The organism is Polaromonas sp. (assembly GCF_031411155.1).
Taxonomy (GTDB): Bacteria; Pseudomonadota; Gammaproteobacteria; order Burkholderiales; family Burkholderiaceae_C; genus Polaromonas.
In genome coordinates this window covers 1-17530 of the sequence record NZ_JANOAL010000077.1, presented here as the reverse complement: position 1 = coordinate 17530, position 17530 = coordinate 1, and the positions used below count along the sequence as shown (strand labels likewise).

Sequence of the window (17530 nt, the reverse complement as noted above, 5' to 3'; positions counted from 1 at the left end):
CTCAGTGATGAGCGCTCTGGAAATAGGCCTGGGCTTCGGCCGGCAGGGAACGGCCGGTCTGGTGCGCGCGCTCCAGCACCTGCCAGTAGTAGCGGTAACTCGCCCGGTCCTGCAGTTTGCCGTCAAAACTGATTGGAGCCCAATCAGAACGGGCGGCAGCAGCTATTATTTTTATAGCACTTTCAATCTCCCCGTCACTGGGCGCAAAGGCCTCCAGGATGGGGCGAATCTGGTTCGGGTGAATGCTCCACATGCGGGTGTAGCCGAGCTGGCGCGCCGCCTGGCTGGCGGCCAGCGTCATGGCCTGCGCGTCATTGAACTCGGTCACCACGCAATGCGAGGGCACCTTGCCGTGGGCATGGCAGGCGGCGGCAATCTCCAGCTTGGCGCGCAGCACCAGCGGATGGGTGAACTGGCCCTGGCTGCTCATGCCGTCGGCCGGAATGGCGCCGCTGTGGGCCGACACAAAATCCATCAGCCCGAAGCTGAGCGACTGCACCCGCGGATGGGCGGCGATCTCGAAGGCGCGGTGCACCGCGGCCGGCGACTCGATCAGCACATGCAGCGGCAGATCGGGGGCAGCGGCGTCTGTCAGCGCCTGTTCGGCCCGGATCACGTCTTGCAGCGACTCGACCTTGGGCACCATGATGTGCGACAGATGGCGGGCCAGCTTGCCGGCAATCGTGGCCATGTCGGCCTCGAACGCCGGGTGGTCGACCGCATGCACCCGAACCGCCACGCGGGCCCTGTCACTGGCCAGCGCCGCCAGCGCCACCACCATGGCCGCGTGGTCGGCCTCGCCGCCGGCCGGTGCGCCGTCCTCGCAGTCCAGCGTCACGTCAAACACGCAGGCGCCAAATTCCTCGATCATCTCGGCCTGCAACTGCAGGCTTTTGCGCATCCGCGCCTCCACGCCACTGTAGTGGTCGCACACCGGGAGCCGCACGGCACCGGCCTGGGCACCCAACAACACGTCGCGCGGATGCGTCATCGAAGGTTCAGAGCAGATGGGCCACGCCAGCTTGTTCGCCCTGCAACTCTTCCAGCGTCTTGTTGATGCGCTCCTGGCTGAAGGCGTCGATTTCCAGGCCTTCGACCAGCTTGTATTCGCCGTTTTCACAGGTCACGGGGAAGCCGAACATGGTGTCCTTGGGGATGCCGTACTGGCCGTCCGACGCAATGCCCATGGTGACCCATTTACCGTTGGTGCCCAGGGCCCAGTCGCGCATGTGGTCGATGGCGGCGTTGGCGGCCGAGGCAGCCGACGAGGAGCCACGCGCTTCAATGATGGCGGCGCCGCGCTTGCCCACCGTGGGCAGGAACACATTGGCGTTCCATTCCTGGTCGTTGATCATCTTGGCCACGCTCTCGCCATTGATGGTGGCAAAGCGGTAGTCGGCGTACATGGTGGGCGAGTGGTTGCCCCACACCGTGAGTTTTTCAATGTCGGCCACGGCCTTGCCGGTCTTGGCGGCCAGCTGGCTGGCGGCGCGATTGTGGTCCAGGCGCAGCATGGCGGTGAAGTTCTTGCGCGGCAGGTCCGGCGCGCTCTTCATGGCGATGTAGGCATTGGTGTTGGCCGGGTTGCCGACCACCAGCACCTTGACGTTGCGGCTGGCGACGGCGTTGAGCGCCTTGCCCTGGGCCGTGAAGATGGCGCCGTTGACGGCCAGCAGCTCGGCACGCTCCATGCCGGGGCCGCGCGGACGCGAACCGACCAGCAGCGCGTAGTCGGCGTCCTTGAACGCCGTCATCGGGTCGCCATGGGCCTCCATGCCGACCAGCAGCGGAAAGGCGCAGTCGTCGAGCTCCATCATCACGCCCTTGAGCGCTTTTTGCGGGCCTTCGACCGGCACTTCAAGCAATTGCAAAATCACCGGCTGGTCTTTGCCCAGCATTTCGCCGGAGGCAATACGGAACAGCAAGGCATAACCGATTTGGCCAGCCGCACCGGTAACGGCAACACGGACGGGTTTTTTGCTCATGATTGAGAACTTTCAGGTTGGTTTAAAAAATCGTGCGGTCAGTGGGCGGCGCGTGGCGCCTGGCGGCGGGTTTGCCCGCAAGCCCAGCTACGGGTTCAGCCCGGCATTTTACGCTTGAAAATCGCTCAAAGTCAATTTGTCTTATGTCTTATATAAGATATGATTTGGGCTATTGAACCCCCCTTCACATGGCCGCCATCCCAACCCCTACTCCCGCCGCTCCTGCCGACGATTTCGCGGGGGCGACGCCGGCCTTCAGCCCGCTGTACCAGCAGATCAAGGGCCTGATTCTGCAAAGCCTGCAGTCCGGCGAGTGGAAGCCGGGCGAGGCCATTCCGTCCGAGATGGACCTGGCCGCCCGCTACCGCGTCAGCCAGGGCACGGTGCGCAAGGCGATTGACGAACTGGCGACCGACAACCTGGTGGTGCGGCGCCAGGGCAAGGGTACGTTCGTGGCGACCCATGCCGAGCAGCATGTGCAGTTTCGCTTCCTCAAGCTGGTGCCCGACAGTGGCACGCCCGGCAGCGAAGGCCCGGCCCAGCGCGAGATCATCGACTGCCGCCGCCTGCGGGCCAGCGCCGACATTGCGCGGGCGCTGGCGCTGCGCACCGGCGACGCGGTGCTGCAGGCGCGCCGGGTGCTGAGCTTTGCCGGCACGCCGACCATTCTGGAAGACCTCTGGCTGCCGGCCGCCCCGTTCAAGGGCCTGACCGCCGAGCGCCTGGCCAACTACCACGGCCCGATGTACGCATTGTTTGAAACCGAGTTCAATGTGCGCATGGTCCGGGCGGAAGAAAAAATACGCGCCGAGCCAGCGACTGACGGGCGTGAACTGCTATTAAAAGTAGAGCACGGCACGCCCCTGCTGAGCGTCGAGCGGATCGCCTACACCTACCAGGACGTGCCCATGGAGTTGCGCCGGGGCTACTACCGCACCGACACCCACCACTACCACAACACCCTGAATTGAGGCCGTCATGGCAAAAATCCGCAGCCACCGCCAACGGCCACCGGGCTTATTGCTGCATTGCAATAGAATCCTGAATTGAGCAAATTTTGCGGGTTACAAAGCAGTTACTCAGAACCATAGAAAGCCCAGTATGTCCGAATCAGCGACAACCGTAGCGAAAAAGCGGCCCGAATTCCGCAACATCAACGCCTTCACCGACCTCCCCAGCTACCGCCTCCCCCTTGCAGGCATCGTCTCCATCCTGCATCGCATCAGCGGGGCCATCATGTTCATCCTGATGCCCTTCATCATCTGGATGTTTGACAGCTCCATCTCCTCCGAAATCTCTTTTGCCAGGTTCAAGGCGGCCTTCAACGTCGGCATGCTGGGCCTGCCCGGATTCATCTGGAAGCTGGTGGCGCTGGCCCTGATCTGGGCCTACCTGCACCACTTCATCGCCGGTCTGCGCCACCTCTGGATGGACACCAGCCACGCGGCGGTCAGCAAGGAATTCGGCAAATCATCGGCCGTTTTCACGCTCGCCGTGAGCATCGCCCTGACGCTGGTGCTGGGCGCCAAGCTGTTCGGTCTTTACTAATTAAAAAAGAGCACACCATGTCTGTTAACTACGGCTCCAAACGTCTCGTTGTCGGCGCGCACTACGGCCTGCGCGACTGGCTGGCCCAGCGCGTCACAGCGGCCCTGATGGCCCTTTTTACCGTGCTGCTGCTGGCCCAGGTGATTTTCAGCAAGGGCCCGGTCGGTTACGACCAGTGGGCCGGAATTTTCTCGTCGCAGTGGATGAAGGTGCTGACCTTCACCGTCATCCTGGCCCTGCTCTACCATGTGTGGGTCGGCATGCGCGACATCTGGATGGACTACATCAAGGCCGTGTGGCTGCGCCTGTCGCTGCAGGTGCTGACCATCGTCTGGCTGGTGGCCTGCGCCGGCTGGGGCATTCAGGTGCTGTGGCGCGTCTGAGTCGACCGCGACGCCTGAAGCTCACATCCAGCCGCCTCCGATTTCCGCTATTTAAAAAACAACCATGTCCACAACCTCCAAACTCCCCAAGCGCAAATTTGACGTCGTCATCGTCGGTGCCGGTGGCTCCGGCATGCGCGCTTCGCTACAACTGGCACGCGCCGGCCTGAACGTGGCCGTGCTGTCCAAGGTGTTCCCCACGCGTTCGCACACCGTGGCGGCGCAGGGCGGCATTGGCGCGTCGCTGGGCAACATGAGTGAAGACAACTGGCACTACCACTTCTATGACACCGTCAAGGGCTCGGACTGGCTCGGCGACCAGGACGCGATTGAATACATGTGCCGCGAAGCGCCCAAGGTCGTGTATGACCTGGAGCACATGGGCATGCCGTTTGACCGCAACCCCGACGGCACGATTTACCAGCGCCCGTTTGGCGGCCACACCGCCAACTACGGCGAGAAACCGGTGCAACGCGCCTGCGCCGCCGCCGACCGCACCGGCCACGCCATGCTGCACACGCTGTACCAGCAAAACGTCAAGGAAAAAACCAGCTTCTTCGTCGAATGGCTGGCGATGGACCTGATCCGCGACGCCGATGGCGACGTGGTCGGCGTCACCGCCATCGAAATGGAATCCGGCGACGTGCATATTTTTGAAGCCAAAACCACCTTGCTGGCCACCGGCGGCGCGGGCCGCATTTTTGCGGCATCGACCAACGCCTTCATCAACACCGGCGACGGCCTGGGCATGGCGGCGCGCGCCGGCATTCCGCTCGAAGACATGGAGTTCTGGCAGTTTCACCCGACCGGCGTGCATGGCGCCGGCGTGCTGCTGACCGAAGGCTGCCGCGGCGAAGGCGCGATTTTGCGCAACAGCAACGGCGAGCGTTTCATGGAACGCTACGCACCGGCCTACAAGGATTTGGCCCCGCGTGACTACGTGTCGCGCTGCATGGACCAGGAGATCAAGGAAGGCCGTGGCTGCGGCCCGAACAAGGACTACATCAACCTGGACATGACCCACCTGGGCGCCGAGACCATCATGAAGCGCCTGCCGTCGGTGTTCGAGATTGGCCACAACTTTGCCAACGTCGACATCACCAAGGAACCGATCCCGGTGGTGCCCACCATCCACTACCAGATGGGCGGCATCCCGACCAACATCCACGGCCAGGTGGTCACGCAAAACGCCGACAACCAAAGCGAAGTCGTCAATGGCCTGTATGCGGTGGGCGAATGCTCCTGCGTCAGCGTGCATGGCGCCAACCGCCTGGGCACCAATTCGCTGCTCGACCTGCTGGTGTTTGGCCGCGCCGCCGGCAACCACATTGTTGAATTCAACAAAACCACGACGCAAAAGCCTCTGCCCGCCGACGCCGCCGACGCGACGCTGGCGCGCATTGCCCGGCTCGACAACGCCACTGACGGCGAATACGCGCAAGACGTGGCCAATGACATCCGCAGCGCGATGCAGACACATGCCGGCGTGTTCCGCACCCAGGCCCTGATGGACGAGGGCGTGGCCAAAATCGCCGGGCTGCGCGAGCGGGTCAAAAAGATCGGCCTGAAAGACAAATCCAAAATCTTCAACACCGCCCGCATTGAAGCGCTGGAAGTTGAAAACCTGATCGAAGCCGCCCAGGCCACCATCGTCTCGGCCGCCGCCCGCCATGAAAGCCGCGGCGCGCATTCGGTGGACGACTACGGCGACACGCCCGCGCATCCGAATGGCCGCAACGACACCGACTGGCACAAGCACACCCTCTGGCATAGCGAAGGCAGCCGCCTGAGCTACAAGCCGGTGCAGATGAAGCCGCTGACGGTGGAATCCGTGCCGCTGACCGTGCGCAGCTTCTAAAACCGAGTGCACCAAGCCCAGCCAACAAGACCCGTGAGAACACCCCATGTCCAAACGCACTTTCCAGATCTACCGCTACGACCCCGATACCGACGCCAAGCCTTACATGCAGACCATCGAGGTCGAGCTCGATGGCAGCGAGCGCATGCTGCTGGACGCGCTGATGAAACTCAAGGCGCAGGACCCGACGATTTCCTTCCGCCGCTCCTGCCGCGAAGGGGTTTGTGGCTCGGACGCCATGAACATCAACGGCAAGAACGGCCTGGCCTGCCTGACCAATATGCGCACGCTGCCCGGCACCATCGTGCTCAAGCCGCTGCCCGGCCTGCCGGTGGTGCGCGACCTGATCGTGGACATGACGCAGTTCTTCAAGCAGTACAACTCGATCAAGCCGTACCTGATCAACGACAACGTGCCGCCCGAGAAAGAACGTCTGCAAAGCCCCGAGGAGCGCGATGAGCTCAACGGCTTGTACGAGTGCATTTTGTGCGCCAGCTGCTCCACCTCCTGCCCCAGCTTCTGGTGGAACCCGGACAAGTTTGTCGGCCCGGCCGGCCTGCTGCAGGCCTACCGCTTCATTGCCGACAGCCGCGACGAAGCTACCGCCGAGCGCCTGGACAACCTGGAAGACCCCTACCGCCTGTTCCGCTGCCACACCATCATGAACTGCGTCGACGTCTGCCCCAAGGGCCTGAACCCGACCCGCGCGATTGGCAAGATCAAGGAAATGATGGTCCTGAGGGCCGTCTAATCAAGTATTTGGCAGGGTCGCCATGGAATCCCCCGACGCTTTGCTCGATGAGCGTGCCCTGAGCAAGCTCAAGTGGCGCTGCCGGCGCGGCTTGCTGGAAAACGATCTGCTGATCGAAAAGTTCTTTGGGCGTTACGAGTCCACGCTCACTGTCAGGCAGGCAAAAGGCCTGAATGATTTAATGGATTTGTCCGATAACGACTTGCTGGATCTGCTGCTGCGGCGCAAAGAGCCGCCGCAGTTGCTTGAAACAAATTCGCAGGCAAGTGCCTCTACTTCGGAGGCCCTTGAAGTTTTAAACTTGTTGCGACCTGCAGCAAGCGGTGCGGTGCCAGTCCCCTTTTGACTTGATTAGAAAGAAGCATGAAATGAAGCTAGCTGACAACAAAGCCACCCTGTCCTTCAGCAACGGCAGCCCCAGCATCGACTTGCCGGTGTACCAGGGCAGCGTAGGCCCGGATGTCGTGGACATACGCAAGCTGTATGCCCAGACCGGCATGTTCACCTATGACCCGGGCTTCCTGTCCACCGCGGCCTGCCAGTCGGCCATCACCTACATCGATGGCGACAAGGGCGAACTGCTGTACCGCGGCTATCCGATCGAGCAGCTGGCCACCAACTGCGACTACCTGGAAACCTGCCACCTGCTGCTCTACGGAGAACTGCCCAACGGTGACCAGAAGAAAGACTTTGTCAGCCGCGTAACCAATCACACGATGGTCAACGAGCAGATGCAGTTTTTCCTGCGCGGTTTCCGCCGTGACGCGCACCCGATGGCCATCATGACCGGCCTGGTCGGCGCGCTGTCGGCCTTCTACCATGACAGCACCGACATCAACAACCCGGAGCACCGCGAAATTGCCGCGATCCGCCTGATTGCCAAGATGCCGACGCTGGTCGCCATGGCCTACAAGTACACCGTGGGCCAGCCCTATATGTACCCCAAAAACGACCTGGGCTACGCCGGCAACTTCCTGCACATGATGTTTGCCACGCCGTGCGAGGAGTACAAGGTCAACCCGGTGCTTGAGCGCGCGCTGGACCGCATCTTCATCCTGCATGCCGACCATGAGCAGAACGCCTCGACCTCGACGGTTCGCCTGTGCGGCTCGTCGGGCACCAACCCGTTTGCCGCCATTGCCGCCGGCGTGGCCTGCCTCTGGGGCCCGGCCCACGGCGGCGCCAACGAAGCGGCGCTCAACATGCTGGGCGACATCCAGAAAAACGGCGGTGTCGAAAAAATCGGCGACTTCATCAAGCAGGTCAAGGACAAGAACTCCGGCGTCAAGCTGATGGGTTTTGGCCACCGCGTCTACAAAAACTACGATCCGCGCGCCAAGCTGATGCAGGAAACCTGCAAGGAAGTGCTGCACGAGATGGGCCTGGAAAACGACCCGCTGTTCAAGCTGGCCATGGCGCTTGAAAAGATCGCGCTGGAAGACGACTACTTTGTCTCGCGCAAGCTCTACCCCAACGTCGACTTCTACTCCGGCATCGTGCAGCGCGCCATCGGCATTCCGGTGCCGCTGTTCACCGCCATTTTTGCGCTGGCCCGCACCGTCGGCTGGATCGCCCAGCTCAACGAAATGATTGGCGACCCCGAGTACAAGATTGGCCGTCCGCGCCAGCTGTTCACCGGTTCGGTGCAGCGTGACGTGAAGCCCCTCGCCCAGCGTTAATCCGCCGGCGTTCTGGCAAAAAGCCCGCCCGATGGCGACATCGGCGGGCTTTTTGCTGTCCGCAGGTTCTGGAGCCGTAGCAATCGGGTTTCCCCGGCGGCCACTGCATGCTATGTTTTTAATAGCGCACTACGCGCGGTGCACCTGGGCTAGCGGCCTGAAACACCCCTAAACGATGCCCTGGAGCCGGAACTGCATGATTCGGCAGGCCAGCCTTCGCGGATTGCGATGTCAAAGACGGATGCTTGCGCGCAAAATATCGTACAACCATCGCCAGCAGCGATGACCCGATCACCCCGCCCTTCCCGCCCATGGCCCCCAAAAGCTCAGAACGCAATTTTGCCCGCCGCATTGACCTGACCTCGCTTCAGCTGTTTGTGGCGGTGTGCGAGCTCGGCAGCATCGGCAAGGCGGCCGAGCGCGAATTCATCGCGGCTTCGGCCGTGAGCAAGCGCCTGTCGGACCTGGAGGCCACGCTGGGCACGCCGCTGCTGTATCGCCACACCCGCGGCGTGGACCTGACACCGGCCGGCGAAAGCCTGCTGCACCACGCGCGCTCGGTGCTGTTCAGCCTGGACAAGATGCAGGGTGAACTCAGCGAATACGCCGACGGCGTGCGCGGCCATGTGCGGGTGCATGCCAGCATTTCGGCCATCGTGCAGTTTCTGCCCGAAGACCTGGGCGCCTTCATCCGCCAGCACGCCGAAGTGAAAATCGACCTGGAAGAACACCTGAGCACCGAGGTGGTACGCGCGGTGCAGGAAGGCGCGGCCGACCTTGGTGTCTGCAACACCGCCAACGGCGTCGGTGAGTTGCAGACCCTGCCTTACCGCGACGACAGACTGGTGCTGATTGTGCCCAGGGGCCACGCGCTGTGCGCGCACAGCGCTATCAAATTTGAAGCAGCGCTGGACTACGACCAGGTCGGCCTGCACTCCACCAGCTCGATTTACCTGGCCATGCGGCAAGCCGCCGCCGCCGTCGGACGCACCATCCGGCTGCGCATCCACGTCACCGGGCTGGACGCCATGTGCCGCATGATCGACAACGGCCTGGGCGTCGGCGTCATGCCGCAACGCGCGTTTGAACTCATGCACGGGGTGGGCGCGCTCGAATCCATTGCCCTGCTAGATGCCTGGGCGACGCGCCAGATCGAGCTGGTGGCGCGCGATTTTTCTACCCTGCCGGTGACTGCCCGGCTGCTGGTGCAGCACCTGGCCGCACCGGCAGCCCTTTAAAATCACTCCTGAAACCACGAAGACCTCCGAAGGAAAGACCATGGGACGCACCCTCTACGACAAGATCTGGGACGAGCACGTCGTTCACACCGAAGAAGACGGCACCGCCATTCTTTACATCGACCGCCATCTGGTGCATGAAGTCACCAGCCCGCAGGCCTTTGAGGGCCTGCGCGAGGCCGGCCGCAAGGTCTGGCGCATCAGTTCCATCGTCGCCACGGCCGACCACAACACGCCCACCACCGGCTGGGAGCGCGGCTATGACGGCATCACCGACCTGGTCAGCAAGGAGCAGATCACCACGCTGGACGCCAACATCAAGGAATTTGGCGCGGCGGCCTTCTTTCCGTTTCTCTCCAGGCGCCAGGGCATCGTGCATGTGATTGGCCCCGAAAACGGCGCCACCCTGCCCGGCATGACGGTGGTCTGTGGCGACTCGCACACCTCCACCCACGGCGCGTTTGGCGCGCTGGCGCACGGCATAGGCACCAGCGAGGTCGAGCATGTGATGGCGACGCAAACCCTGCTGGCCAAAAAGGCCAAGAATCTGCTGGTCAAGGTCGACGGCACGCTGGCCAAGGGCTGCACCGCCAAGGACATCGTGCTGGCGATCATCGGCAAGATCGGCACGGCAGGAGGCACCGGCTACACGATCGAGTTTGCCGGCGCGGCGATTCGCGCGCTCAGCATGGAAGGCCGCATGACGGTCTGCAACATGGCGATTGAAGCCGGCGCGCGCGCCGGCCTGGTGGCGGTGGACGCCAAAACCATAGCCTACGTGAAAGGCCGCCTGCTGGCGCCCGGCACCGACCCCAAGACCGGCCAGTTTGTCGGCGGCGCCGAATGGGACATGGCCGCGGCCTACTGGGCCACGCTGCAGTCCGACCCCGACGCGAAATTTGACGCCATGGTCGAACTCGACGCCAGCCAGATCCTGCCGCAGGTGAGCTGGGGCACCTCGCCCGAAATGGTGCTGTCGATCAACGACCGGGTGCCCGACCCGGACAAGGAAAAAGACGCCAACAAGCGCGGCGCCATCGAGCGCGCGCTGAGCTACATGGGACTGGAGCCGGGCAAGGCGCTGAACGACCTGTATGTCGACAAGGTGTTCATCGGCTCCTGCACCAACAGCCGCATTGAAGACATCCGCGAAGCGGCCGCCATCGTCAAGAAAATCGGCCAAAAAGTCGCCAAAAACGTCAAGCTGGCGATGGTGGTGCCGGGCTCGGGGCTGGTCAAGGAGCAGGCCGAGCGCGAGGGCCTGGACAAGATCTTTCTGGCCGCCGGCTTTGAGTGGCGCGAACCGGGTTGCTCGATGTGCCTGGCCATGAACGCCGACCGGCTGGAGCCGGGCGAGCGCTGCGCCTCCACCAGCAACCGCAATTTTGAAGGCCGCCAGGGCGCCGGTGGCCGCACCCACCTGGTCAGCCCGGCCATGGCGGCGGCGGCGGCCGTGCATGGCCACTTTGTCGATGTCCGCCAATTTGTCTGAAGGAAAGACCGCATGAAAAACATCAGCTCACTGTGTGTCGTCGCCCTGGCCCTGCTGTCGGCCTGGGCGCTGGCGGGCTGCAATACCGTCCGGGGCATTGGCCAGGACGTGCAGCGCGCCGGCTCTGCCGTCGAAAACGCCGTCAAAAAATAAGGGGCATCACCATGCAACAATTCACCGTACACAAGGGCCTCGTCGCGCCGATGGACCGCGAGAACGTCGACACCGACGCGATCATTCCCAAGCAGTTCCTCAAGTCGATCCGCAAGACCGGCTTTGGCCCGAATCTGTTTGACGCCTGGCGCTACCTCGACGCGGGATTTCCGGGCCAGGATATTGCCAGCCGCAAGCCGAACCCGGACTTCGTGCTGAACCAGCCGCGCTACGCTGGCGCTTCGATTTTGCTGGCGCGCAAGAACTTTGGCTGCGGCTCGTCACGCGAGCATGCGCCGTGGGCGCTGGACCAGTTCGGCTTTCGCGCCATCATCGCGCCCAGCTACGCCGACATCTTCTTCAACAACAGCTTCAAGAACGGCCTGCTCCCCATAGCCCTGCCCGAGGCGCAAGTGGCCCAGCTGTTTGACGAAGTGGCCGCCTTCCCCGGCTACCAGCTCACGATTGACCTGGCGCGCCAGGTGATCGTCAAGGCCCAGGGCGAAGAAATTCCCTTCGAGGTGGAAGCCTTCCGCAAATACTGCCTACTCAACGGGCTGGACGACATTGGCCTGACCCTGCGCCAGAGCGACAAGATCAAGGCCTTCGAGGCCGAGCGGCTGGCGAAGAAGCCCTGGCTCAATCACAGCATCAACCCCCTAGCCGCAGGCGGCTGAATCCGTCATTTGTTGACAAAACAAGGCTCTAGTCCAATGAATATAGGCACTGGTAGCTACAAAAAAGATAGTGAAACGACATGAAAATCGCAATCCTCCCGGGTGACGGCATTGGCACCGAAATCGTCGCCGAAGCCGTCAAGGTGCTTAATGCGCTGGACCTGCAGTTCGACATGGAAAGCGCGCTGGTAGGCGGCGCCGCCTACGAGGCCCATGGCCACCCGTTGCCCGAGGCCACCCTGAAGCTCGCCCAAGACGCCGACGCCGTGCTGTTTGGCGCCGTGGGCGACTGGAAGTACGACACGCTGGACCGGCCGCTGCGACCCGAGCAGGCGATTTTGGGCCTGCGCAAAAACCTGGGCCTGTTTGCCAACTTTCGCCCGGCGATTTGCTACGCCCAGCTGGTTGACGCCTCCAGCCTGAAACGCGAGCTGGTCTCGGGACTGGACATCCTCATCATCCGCGAGTTGACGGGCGACATTTACTTCGGCCAGCCACGCGGTCGCCGCGTCTCGCCCGACGGGCATTTCCCCGGCGCAGAAGAAGCGTTTGACACGATGCGCTATTCGCGCCCCGAGATCGAGCGCATTGCGCATGTGGCTTTCCAGGCGGCGCGCAAACGCGGCAAGCGCGTCACCAGCGTCGACAAGGCCAATGTGCTGGAAACCTTCCAGCTCTGGAAAGACGTGGTGACCGAAGTCGGTTTGCAGTACCCCGACGTGGCGCTGGACCACATGTACGTGGACAACGCCGCCATGCAGCTGGTCAAGGCGCCCAAGAAATTCGACGTGGTCGTCACCGGCAACATGTTTGGCGACATTTTGAGCGACGCCGCCGCCATGCTGACCGGCTCCATCGGCATGCTGCCCTCGGCCAGCCTGAACGACAAAAACCAGGGCCTGTACGAACCGAGCCATGGCAGCGCGCCCGACATTGCCGGCAAGGGCGTGGCGAACCCGCTGGCCACCATCTTGAGCGCCGCCATGATGCTGCGTTTCAGCCTGAACCAGCCCGAAGCCGCCGCGCGCATCGAGCAAGCCGTGGACGCCGTGCTGACACAGGGCCTGCGCACACCCGACATTTATAGCGAAGGCACAACCAGGGTAGGCACCGCGCAAATGGGCGATGCCGTGGTCAACGCCCTCGTCAGGCAAGGCTAAGGCAAGCCTGGCTACAATTAGGACATGCGCAAAAACCCCGCACTTCTCCGCTGTACCGCCGCTTGGCGCGCGGGAAGCCGAGCGCCGGTTTTTGCCCAGATCACCAAAACGACCACCATTAAAGGCTAGCAAGCCCGGTTCGTCGTGCCCTCCGGCTCGATGGGCCGGGCCAGAAAAGCCTACTTTTTAGTACTTTTTGAAGGGCGACCATGAAACTCACAGGCAATCTCACCGGACTCGTAGGCTGGCGCGGCATGGTCGGCTCGGTGCTGATCGACCGCATGCAGGCCGAGGGCGACTTCGAGCTGATCGAGCCGGTTTTCTTTTCCACGTCGAATGCCGGCGGCAAGGCCCCGGCCCAGGCGAAGAACGAAACCACGCTGAAAGACGCCTACGATATTGAAGCGCTCAGGAAGTGCGACATCATCATCACGGCGCAGGGCGGCGACTACACCTCAGACGTGTTCCCCAGGCTGCGCGCCGCCGGCTGGCAAGGCCACTGGATTGATGCCGCCTCGACCCTGCGCATGAATGACGACGCCGTCATCATCCTGGACCCCGTCAACCTGCCCGTCATCCAGAACGCCATGGCCAAGGGCGGCAACAACTGGGTCGGCGGCAACTGCACCGTCAGCTGCATGCTGATGGGCGTGGGCGCGCTGTACAAGGCTGGCCTGGTCGAATGGATGACCAGCATGACCTACCAGGCCGCTTCGGGCGGCGGCGCACAGCACATGCGCGAGTTGCTGACCCAGTACGGCACGCTCAACAGCGAAGTCAAGGCCCTGCTCGACGACCCGAAATCGGCCATCCTCGAAATTGACCGCCGTATTTTGGCCAAACAGCAGTCGCTGAGCGCCGTTGAGACCGCCAACTTCGGCGTGCCGCTGGGCGGCTCGCTGATTCCGTGGATCGACAAGGACCTGGGCAACGGCATGAGCAAGGAAGAATGGAAAGGCGGCGCCGAGACCAACAAGATTCTGGGCCAGGGTGCCAGCTTTGGCACGGCCGAAACCCCGGTCGACGGCTTTTGCGTGCGCATAGGCGCCATGCGCTGCCACAGCCAGGCGCTGACCTTCAAGCTCAAGAAAGACGTGCCGCTGGCCGACATCGAAGCCCTGATCGCGGCCGACAACGACTGGGTCAAAGTCGTGCCCAACACGCGCGAAGCCTCCATCCAGGACCTGACGCCGGTGGCGGTAACCGGCACCATGCAGATTCCGGTCGGACGCCTGCGCAAGCTGGCCATGGGGCCAGATTATCTCGGTGCGTTTACCGTGGGCGACCAGCTGCTGTGGGGCGCTGCCGAGCCGCTGCGCCGCATGCTGCGCATCCTGCTGCAGGCTTGAGTCAACCCGTAACCACCTGTGACAGGACGTTGCCCATAGACAACAACAAAAACTTGTAAGTTCACGCTAACGCGCTGTGTCAAAACTTAAGTGGTGTCTTAGCTTGTCAGCCTAATGCCTTGATGTTAAGGTTGTTTTTCGAAAAATCCGCATCGAGGTTTATGTGCGTTTCAGCAGTACCAAGTTAGAGGCAGCCCGAGCACTGGAGGCTCAACACCCCATGAATAATCCCGGTCGTTGGCGCATTGGCGCCCTGGCAAGTGCCATTGCCTTGCTGGGCAGCCTGGCAAGCCTGGAAGCCCATGCACTGGCCCTGGGCCGGATCACCGTTCAGTCGGCACTGGGCGAGCCCCTGCGCGCGGAAATCGACGTGACCGACATCACCGCTGAAGAAGCCGCCAGCCTGCGCGCGGGCGTGGCACCGGCAGACGCCTTCAAGGCCGCTGGCCTGGAGTACACCGCCGCTGTCACCGGCCTTGAGGTAAACCTGCAGCGCCGCGCCGATGGCCGGGCTTTCCTGCGCCTGAGCAGCAGCCGCCCGGTCACCGAACCCTTTGTCGACCTGATCCTGCAGGCCAACTGGTCAACCGGTCGCATTACCCGCGACTACACCATGCTGTTCGACCCGCCCAACCTGCGCGCCGCCGGCAGTAGCGCCGTGGCGGTTGCGCCCACGGCCCCCGTGCTGTCACGGCCGGCGGCACCCGCACCTGCTGCCTCGCCAGCGCCGGCCCGGACCATCGCCGCCCTGCCGCCTGCGGTGGCTGCGCCACCCGCCGCTGTCAGGCCAGCGCCCGTGGCCAGGGCGCCTGCTGCGGCCCGGGTCCAGGCCAAGCCAGCCGAAAAACCCGCCCCCCGCGACAAACAGCTCACCGTCAAAGCCGGCGACACCGCCAGCAAAATCGCGGCCCAGAACAAACCGGCCAGCGTGTCGCTGGACCAGATGCTGGTGGCCTTGCTCAAGAACAACCCGGAGGCCTTCATAGGCGGCAACGTCAACCGGATCAAGGCCGGCGCGGTGCTTGACATGCCCACGGCCGCAGCCGCCAGCGCCGCTTCGGCCGGTGAGGCGACCCAAACCATCATCGCGCAAAGCAAGGATTTCAACGACTTTCGCCGCAATCTGGCGCGAGGCGTGTCCACCACGCAAGTGGCCGGCGCAGACCGCCAGGCGGGCGGCAGCGTGCAGGCCAAGGTGGAAGACCGCGCGCCGGCCAGTGCCACGCCAGACAAACTGACCCTGTCCAAGGGTTCGGTTCAAGGCAAGGCCGCGGCCCCGGCCTCGGCCGCCGAGGACAAGATTGCCAAGGAACGCCAGGCCAGGGAAGCGTCAACCCGCATGGCCGAGCTGTCCAAAAACATCAGTGACCTCAACAAGTTGACGGCCCCTGCTGTTCCGGCCACTGCGGCCCCCGGCTCACCGGCCGTCACCGCAGCGCCGGTCGCCGCCGCGACCAAAATCGCCGGACCGGCAGTCACCGCGCCGCCCAGCCTGTCACCGCCGCCTGCGCCCGCCGCAACCCCTGCCGCCACGACGGCTGCTGCCAGCAGCGCAGCGGCTCCGGTCGCCGCCTCGGCCGTCAGCCCGGCGGCCATGCCAACGGCCAGCGCGGCTACGGCCAGCCTCCCCACCAGCACGGCCAGCGCCGCCCTGACCGGCGCGTCCGCTGCGGCGCTATCGGCCACGGCCGTCGCACCTGCCGCTGCCGCATCGGCTGCTGCGGTCAAACCACCCGTGGTGGTGGTGGCCGCCGCGCAACCGGCTGCCGAACCCGGTCTGCTCGACGATCTGCTGGAAAACCCCTTGCTGCTGCCGCTGGGCGGTGGTTTGCTGGCCCTGCTCGCCGGCTTTGGTTTTTACCGCTATCGCCAGCACAAGAATGCCTCCCAGATCGACAGCTCCTTCCTGGAAAGCCGCCTGCAGCCAGACTCCTTCTTCGGCGCCAGTGGCGGCGAACGCATAGACACCGCTGAAAACGGCACGGCCACCGGATCATCGCTGGTGTACTCGGCCAGCCAGCTGGATGCCGCTGGCGATGTCGACCCAGTGGCCGAGGCCGATGTGTACCTGGCTTACGGGCGCGATCTGCAGGCCGAGGAAATCCTCAAGGAGGCGATGCGCACCAGCCCGACGCGGGTGGCGGTTCATTCCAAACTGCTGGAAATCTATGCCAAGCGCCGCGACAGCAAGGCGTTTGAGATGGTCGCCATCGAAGCCTTCAACCTGACGCACGGCAATGGCCCCGACTGGACTTACATCGGTGAAATGGGGCGCGACCTTGACCCCGAAAACCCGATGTACCAGCCAGGCGGACACCCGCCGGGCCGCTCCAAGCCCATGGCCGGTTCCGCCAACACCGGCCCCGACACCATGCCGCTGGCCAGGGCACATGGCACCAGTTCGGCCGCCATGTCCGCCGTGGATGTAGACCTTGACCTCGATTTCTCGCTGGACGATGCGCCCTACCCGGCCATCAGCGCGGCCGCGCCTGTCGCCAGCCCGGCAGCCACCAAACCGGCGCCACTGCAAGTGACGCAACCGGTTGTCGCCGTTGCGCCGGACCAGGCCTTCAAGGGCCTGGACCTGGACTTCGCCAGTGCGCCGGTCGCCCCGTCGGCGGCATCGCCAGCGTCGGCGCCCAAGCCTGCGCAAGCCCCCAACGACATTGAATTCGAGTCCGACGACATGAATTTGGCGGCAGCTTCTTTTGTGCTGTCCCAACCGGCGCCGTTGGTTGTCGTGGCCGCCGCACCGGCACCGGCCAACGACAGCGGCCTGCTTGAATTTGACATGGACTCGCTGTCGCTGGACCTGAACGGCCCGACCACCGAAAGCCCGGCACACGCCATGGCCGACGCGTCCAACGACCCGCTGGAAACCAAGTTTCAGCTGGCCGAAGAATTCCGCGCCCTGGGTGATCCGGACGGCGCCCGCTCACTGGCCGAAGAGGTGCTGGACAACGCCCGCGGCCCCCTCAGAGTCAAGGCGCAGGCGTTTCTCAACGCGCTGTCCTGAGCCTGTCGGGCCATGGTGAGTCAAGCCGGGTGAGGATTGCGCTAGGCATCAGCTACAGCGGCAGCGCTTACGAAGGCTGGCAAAGCCAGCTCTCGGGCAACACGGTGCAGGACAAGCTGGAACTTGCGCTGGCCCGGTTCGCTACCCAGCCGGTGCGCACCCTGTGCGCCGGCCGCACCGATGCCGGCGTGCACGGCCTGATGCAGGTCGTGCACTTTGACACCCTCCTGGCCCGAGACAC

Annotated in this window: 16 protein-coding genes and 1 pseudogene; 15 read left to right on the top strand and 2 right to left on the bottom strand. The window is 63.6% G+C overall.

All coding sequences use genetic code 11. From position 1 onward, the window contains the following. Position 1: 1 nt before the first annotated feature. Together RMO23_RS04520 and RMO23_RS04515 are read right to left on the bottom strand one after the other, a co-directional pair. Entirely contained in the window at positions 2-991 is a 990-nt protein-coding gene (locus tag RMO23_RS04520) for an aldolase/citrate lyase family protein (protein ID WP_309678906.1), read from the bottom strand. A 7-nt stretch (positions 992-998) separates the two neighbouring features. Continuing rightward, positions 999-1985 (bottom strand): malate dehydrogenase, encoded by a 987-nt coding sequence (locus RMO23_RS04515; RefSeq protein ID WP_309678905.1) that lies wholly within the window; start codon positions 1983-1985, stop codon positions 999-1001. Between the two features lie 188 nt (positions 1986-2173). Between RMO23_RS04515 and RMO23_RS04510 the strand changes: the two genes are divergently transcribed. The 15 genes and pseudogenes from RMO23_RS04510 to RMO23_RS04440 form a co-directional block, all read left to right on the top strand. Then, the gene (locus RMO23_RS04510) at positions 2174-2956 is read left to right on the top strand and encodes a GntR family transcriptional regulator (RefSeq protein WP_309678904.1); all 783 of its coding nucleotides are present in this window, start codon (positions 2174-2176) and stop codon (positions 2954-2956) included. A 130-nt stretch (positions 2957-3086) separates the two neighbouring features. Then, positions 3087-3533: a succinate dehydrogenase, cytochrome b556 subunit gene (gene sdhC, locus RMO23_RS04505; RefSeq protein ID WP_309678903.1), complete on the top strand. Its 447-nt coding sequence runs from the start codon at positions 3087-3089 to the stop codon at positions 3531-3533. A gap of 17 nt (positions 3534-3550) precedes the next feature. Then, positions 3551-3916 (top strand): succinate dehydrogenase, hydrophobic membrane anchor protein, encoded by a 366-nt coding sequence (sdhD, locus tag RMO23_RS04500; protein WP_309678902.1) that lies wholly within the window; start codon positions 3551-3553, stop codon positions 3914-3916. A gap of 64 nt (positions 3917-3980) precedes the next feature. Further along, positions 3981-5774, top strand: a complete 1794-nt coding sequence (gene sdhA, locus RMO23_RS04495; RefSeq protein ID WP_309678901.1) for a succinate dehydrogenase flavoprotein subunit — start codon at positions 3981-3983, stop codon at positions 5772-5774. Between the two features lie 46 nt (positions 5775-5820). Then, the gene (locus tag RMO23_RS04490; protein ID WP_309678900.1) at positions 5821-6525 is read left to right on the top strand and encodes a succinate dehydrogenase iron-sulfur subunit; all 705 of its coding nucleotides are present in this window, start codon (positions 5821-5823) and stop codon (positions 6523-6525) included. Between the two features lie 22 nt (positions 6526-6547). Further along, entirely contained in the window at positions 6548-6871 is a 324-nt protein-coding gene (locus RMO23_RS04485) for a succinate dehydrogenase assembly factor 2 (protein WP_309678899.1), read from the top strand. A 22-nt stretch (positions 6872-6893) separates the two neighbouring features. Then, positions 6894-8204, top strand: a complete 1311-nt coding sequence (gltA, locus tag RMO23_RS04480; RefSeq protein ID WP_309678898.1) for a citrate synthase — start codon at positions 6894-6896, stop codon at positions 8202-8204. 311 nt (positions 8205-8515) lie between these two features. Continuing rightward, on the top strand, positions 8516-9442 hold the full coding sequence (locus RMO23_RS04475) for a LysR family transcriptional regulator (protein WP_309678897.1): 927 nt from the start codon (positions 8516-8518) through the stop codon (positions 9440-9442). 40 nt (positions 9443-9482) lie between these two features. After that, on the top strand, positions 9483-10934 hold the full coding sequence (leuC, locus tag RMO23_RS04470) for a 3-isopropylmalate dehydratase large subunit (RefSeq protein WP_309678896.1): 1452 nt from the start codon (positions 9483-9485) through the stop codon (positions 10932-10934). A 12-nt stretch (positions 10935-10946) separates the two neighbouring features. Further along, positions 10947-11087 (top strand): entericidin A/B family lipoprotein, encoded by a 141-nt coding sequence (locus RMO23_RS04465; RefSeq protein WP_309678895.1) that lies wholly within the window; start codon positions 10947-10949, stop codon positions 11085-11087. An 11-nt stretch (positions 11088-11098) separates the two neighbouring features. Further along, the gene (gene leuD / locus RMO23_RS04460; RefSeq protein WP_309678894.1) at positions 11099-11764 is read left to right on the top strand and encodes a 3-isopropylmalate dehydratase small subunit; all 666 of its coding nucleotides are present in this window, start codon (positions 11099-11101) and stop codon (positions 11762-11764) included. 80 nt (positions 11765-11844) lie between these two features. Further along, positions 11845-12924, top strand: coding sequence for a 3-isopropylmalate dehydrogenase (leuB, locus tag RMO23_RS04455; RefSeq protein ID WP_309678893.1), 1080 nt, complete (start codon positions 11845-11847; stop codon positions 12922-12924). A gap of 209 nt (positions 12925-13133) precedes the next feature. Next, positions 13134-14273: an aspartate-semialdehyde dehydrogenase gene (gene asd, locus RMO23_RS04450; protein WP_309678892.1), complete on the top strand. Its 1140-nt coding sequence runs from the start codon at positions 13134-13136 to the stop codon at positions 14271-14273. A gap of 220 nt (positions 14274-14493) precedes the next feature. After that, positions 14494-17289 (top strand): FimV/HubP family polar landmark protein, encoded by a 2796-nt coding sequence (locus tag RMO23_RS04445; RefSeq protein ID WP_309678891.1) that lies wholly within the window; start codon positions 14494-14496, stop codon positions 17287-17289. Between the two features lie 29 nt (positions 17290-17318). Beyond that, positions 17319-17530 (top strand): annotated as a pseudogene (locus RMO23_RS04440) (tRNA pseudouridine(38-40) synthase TruA); the annotation flags it as partial.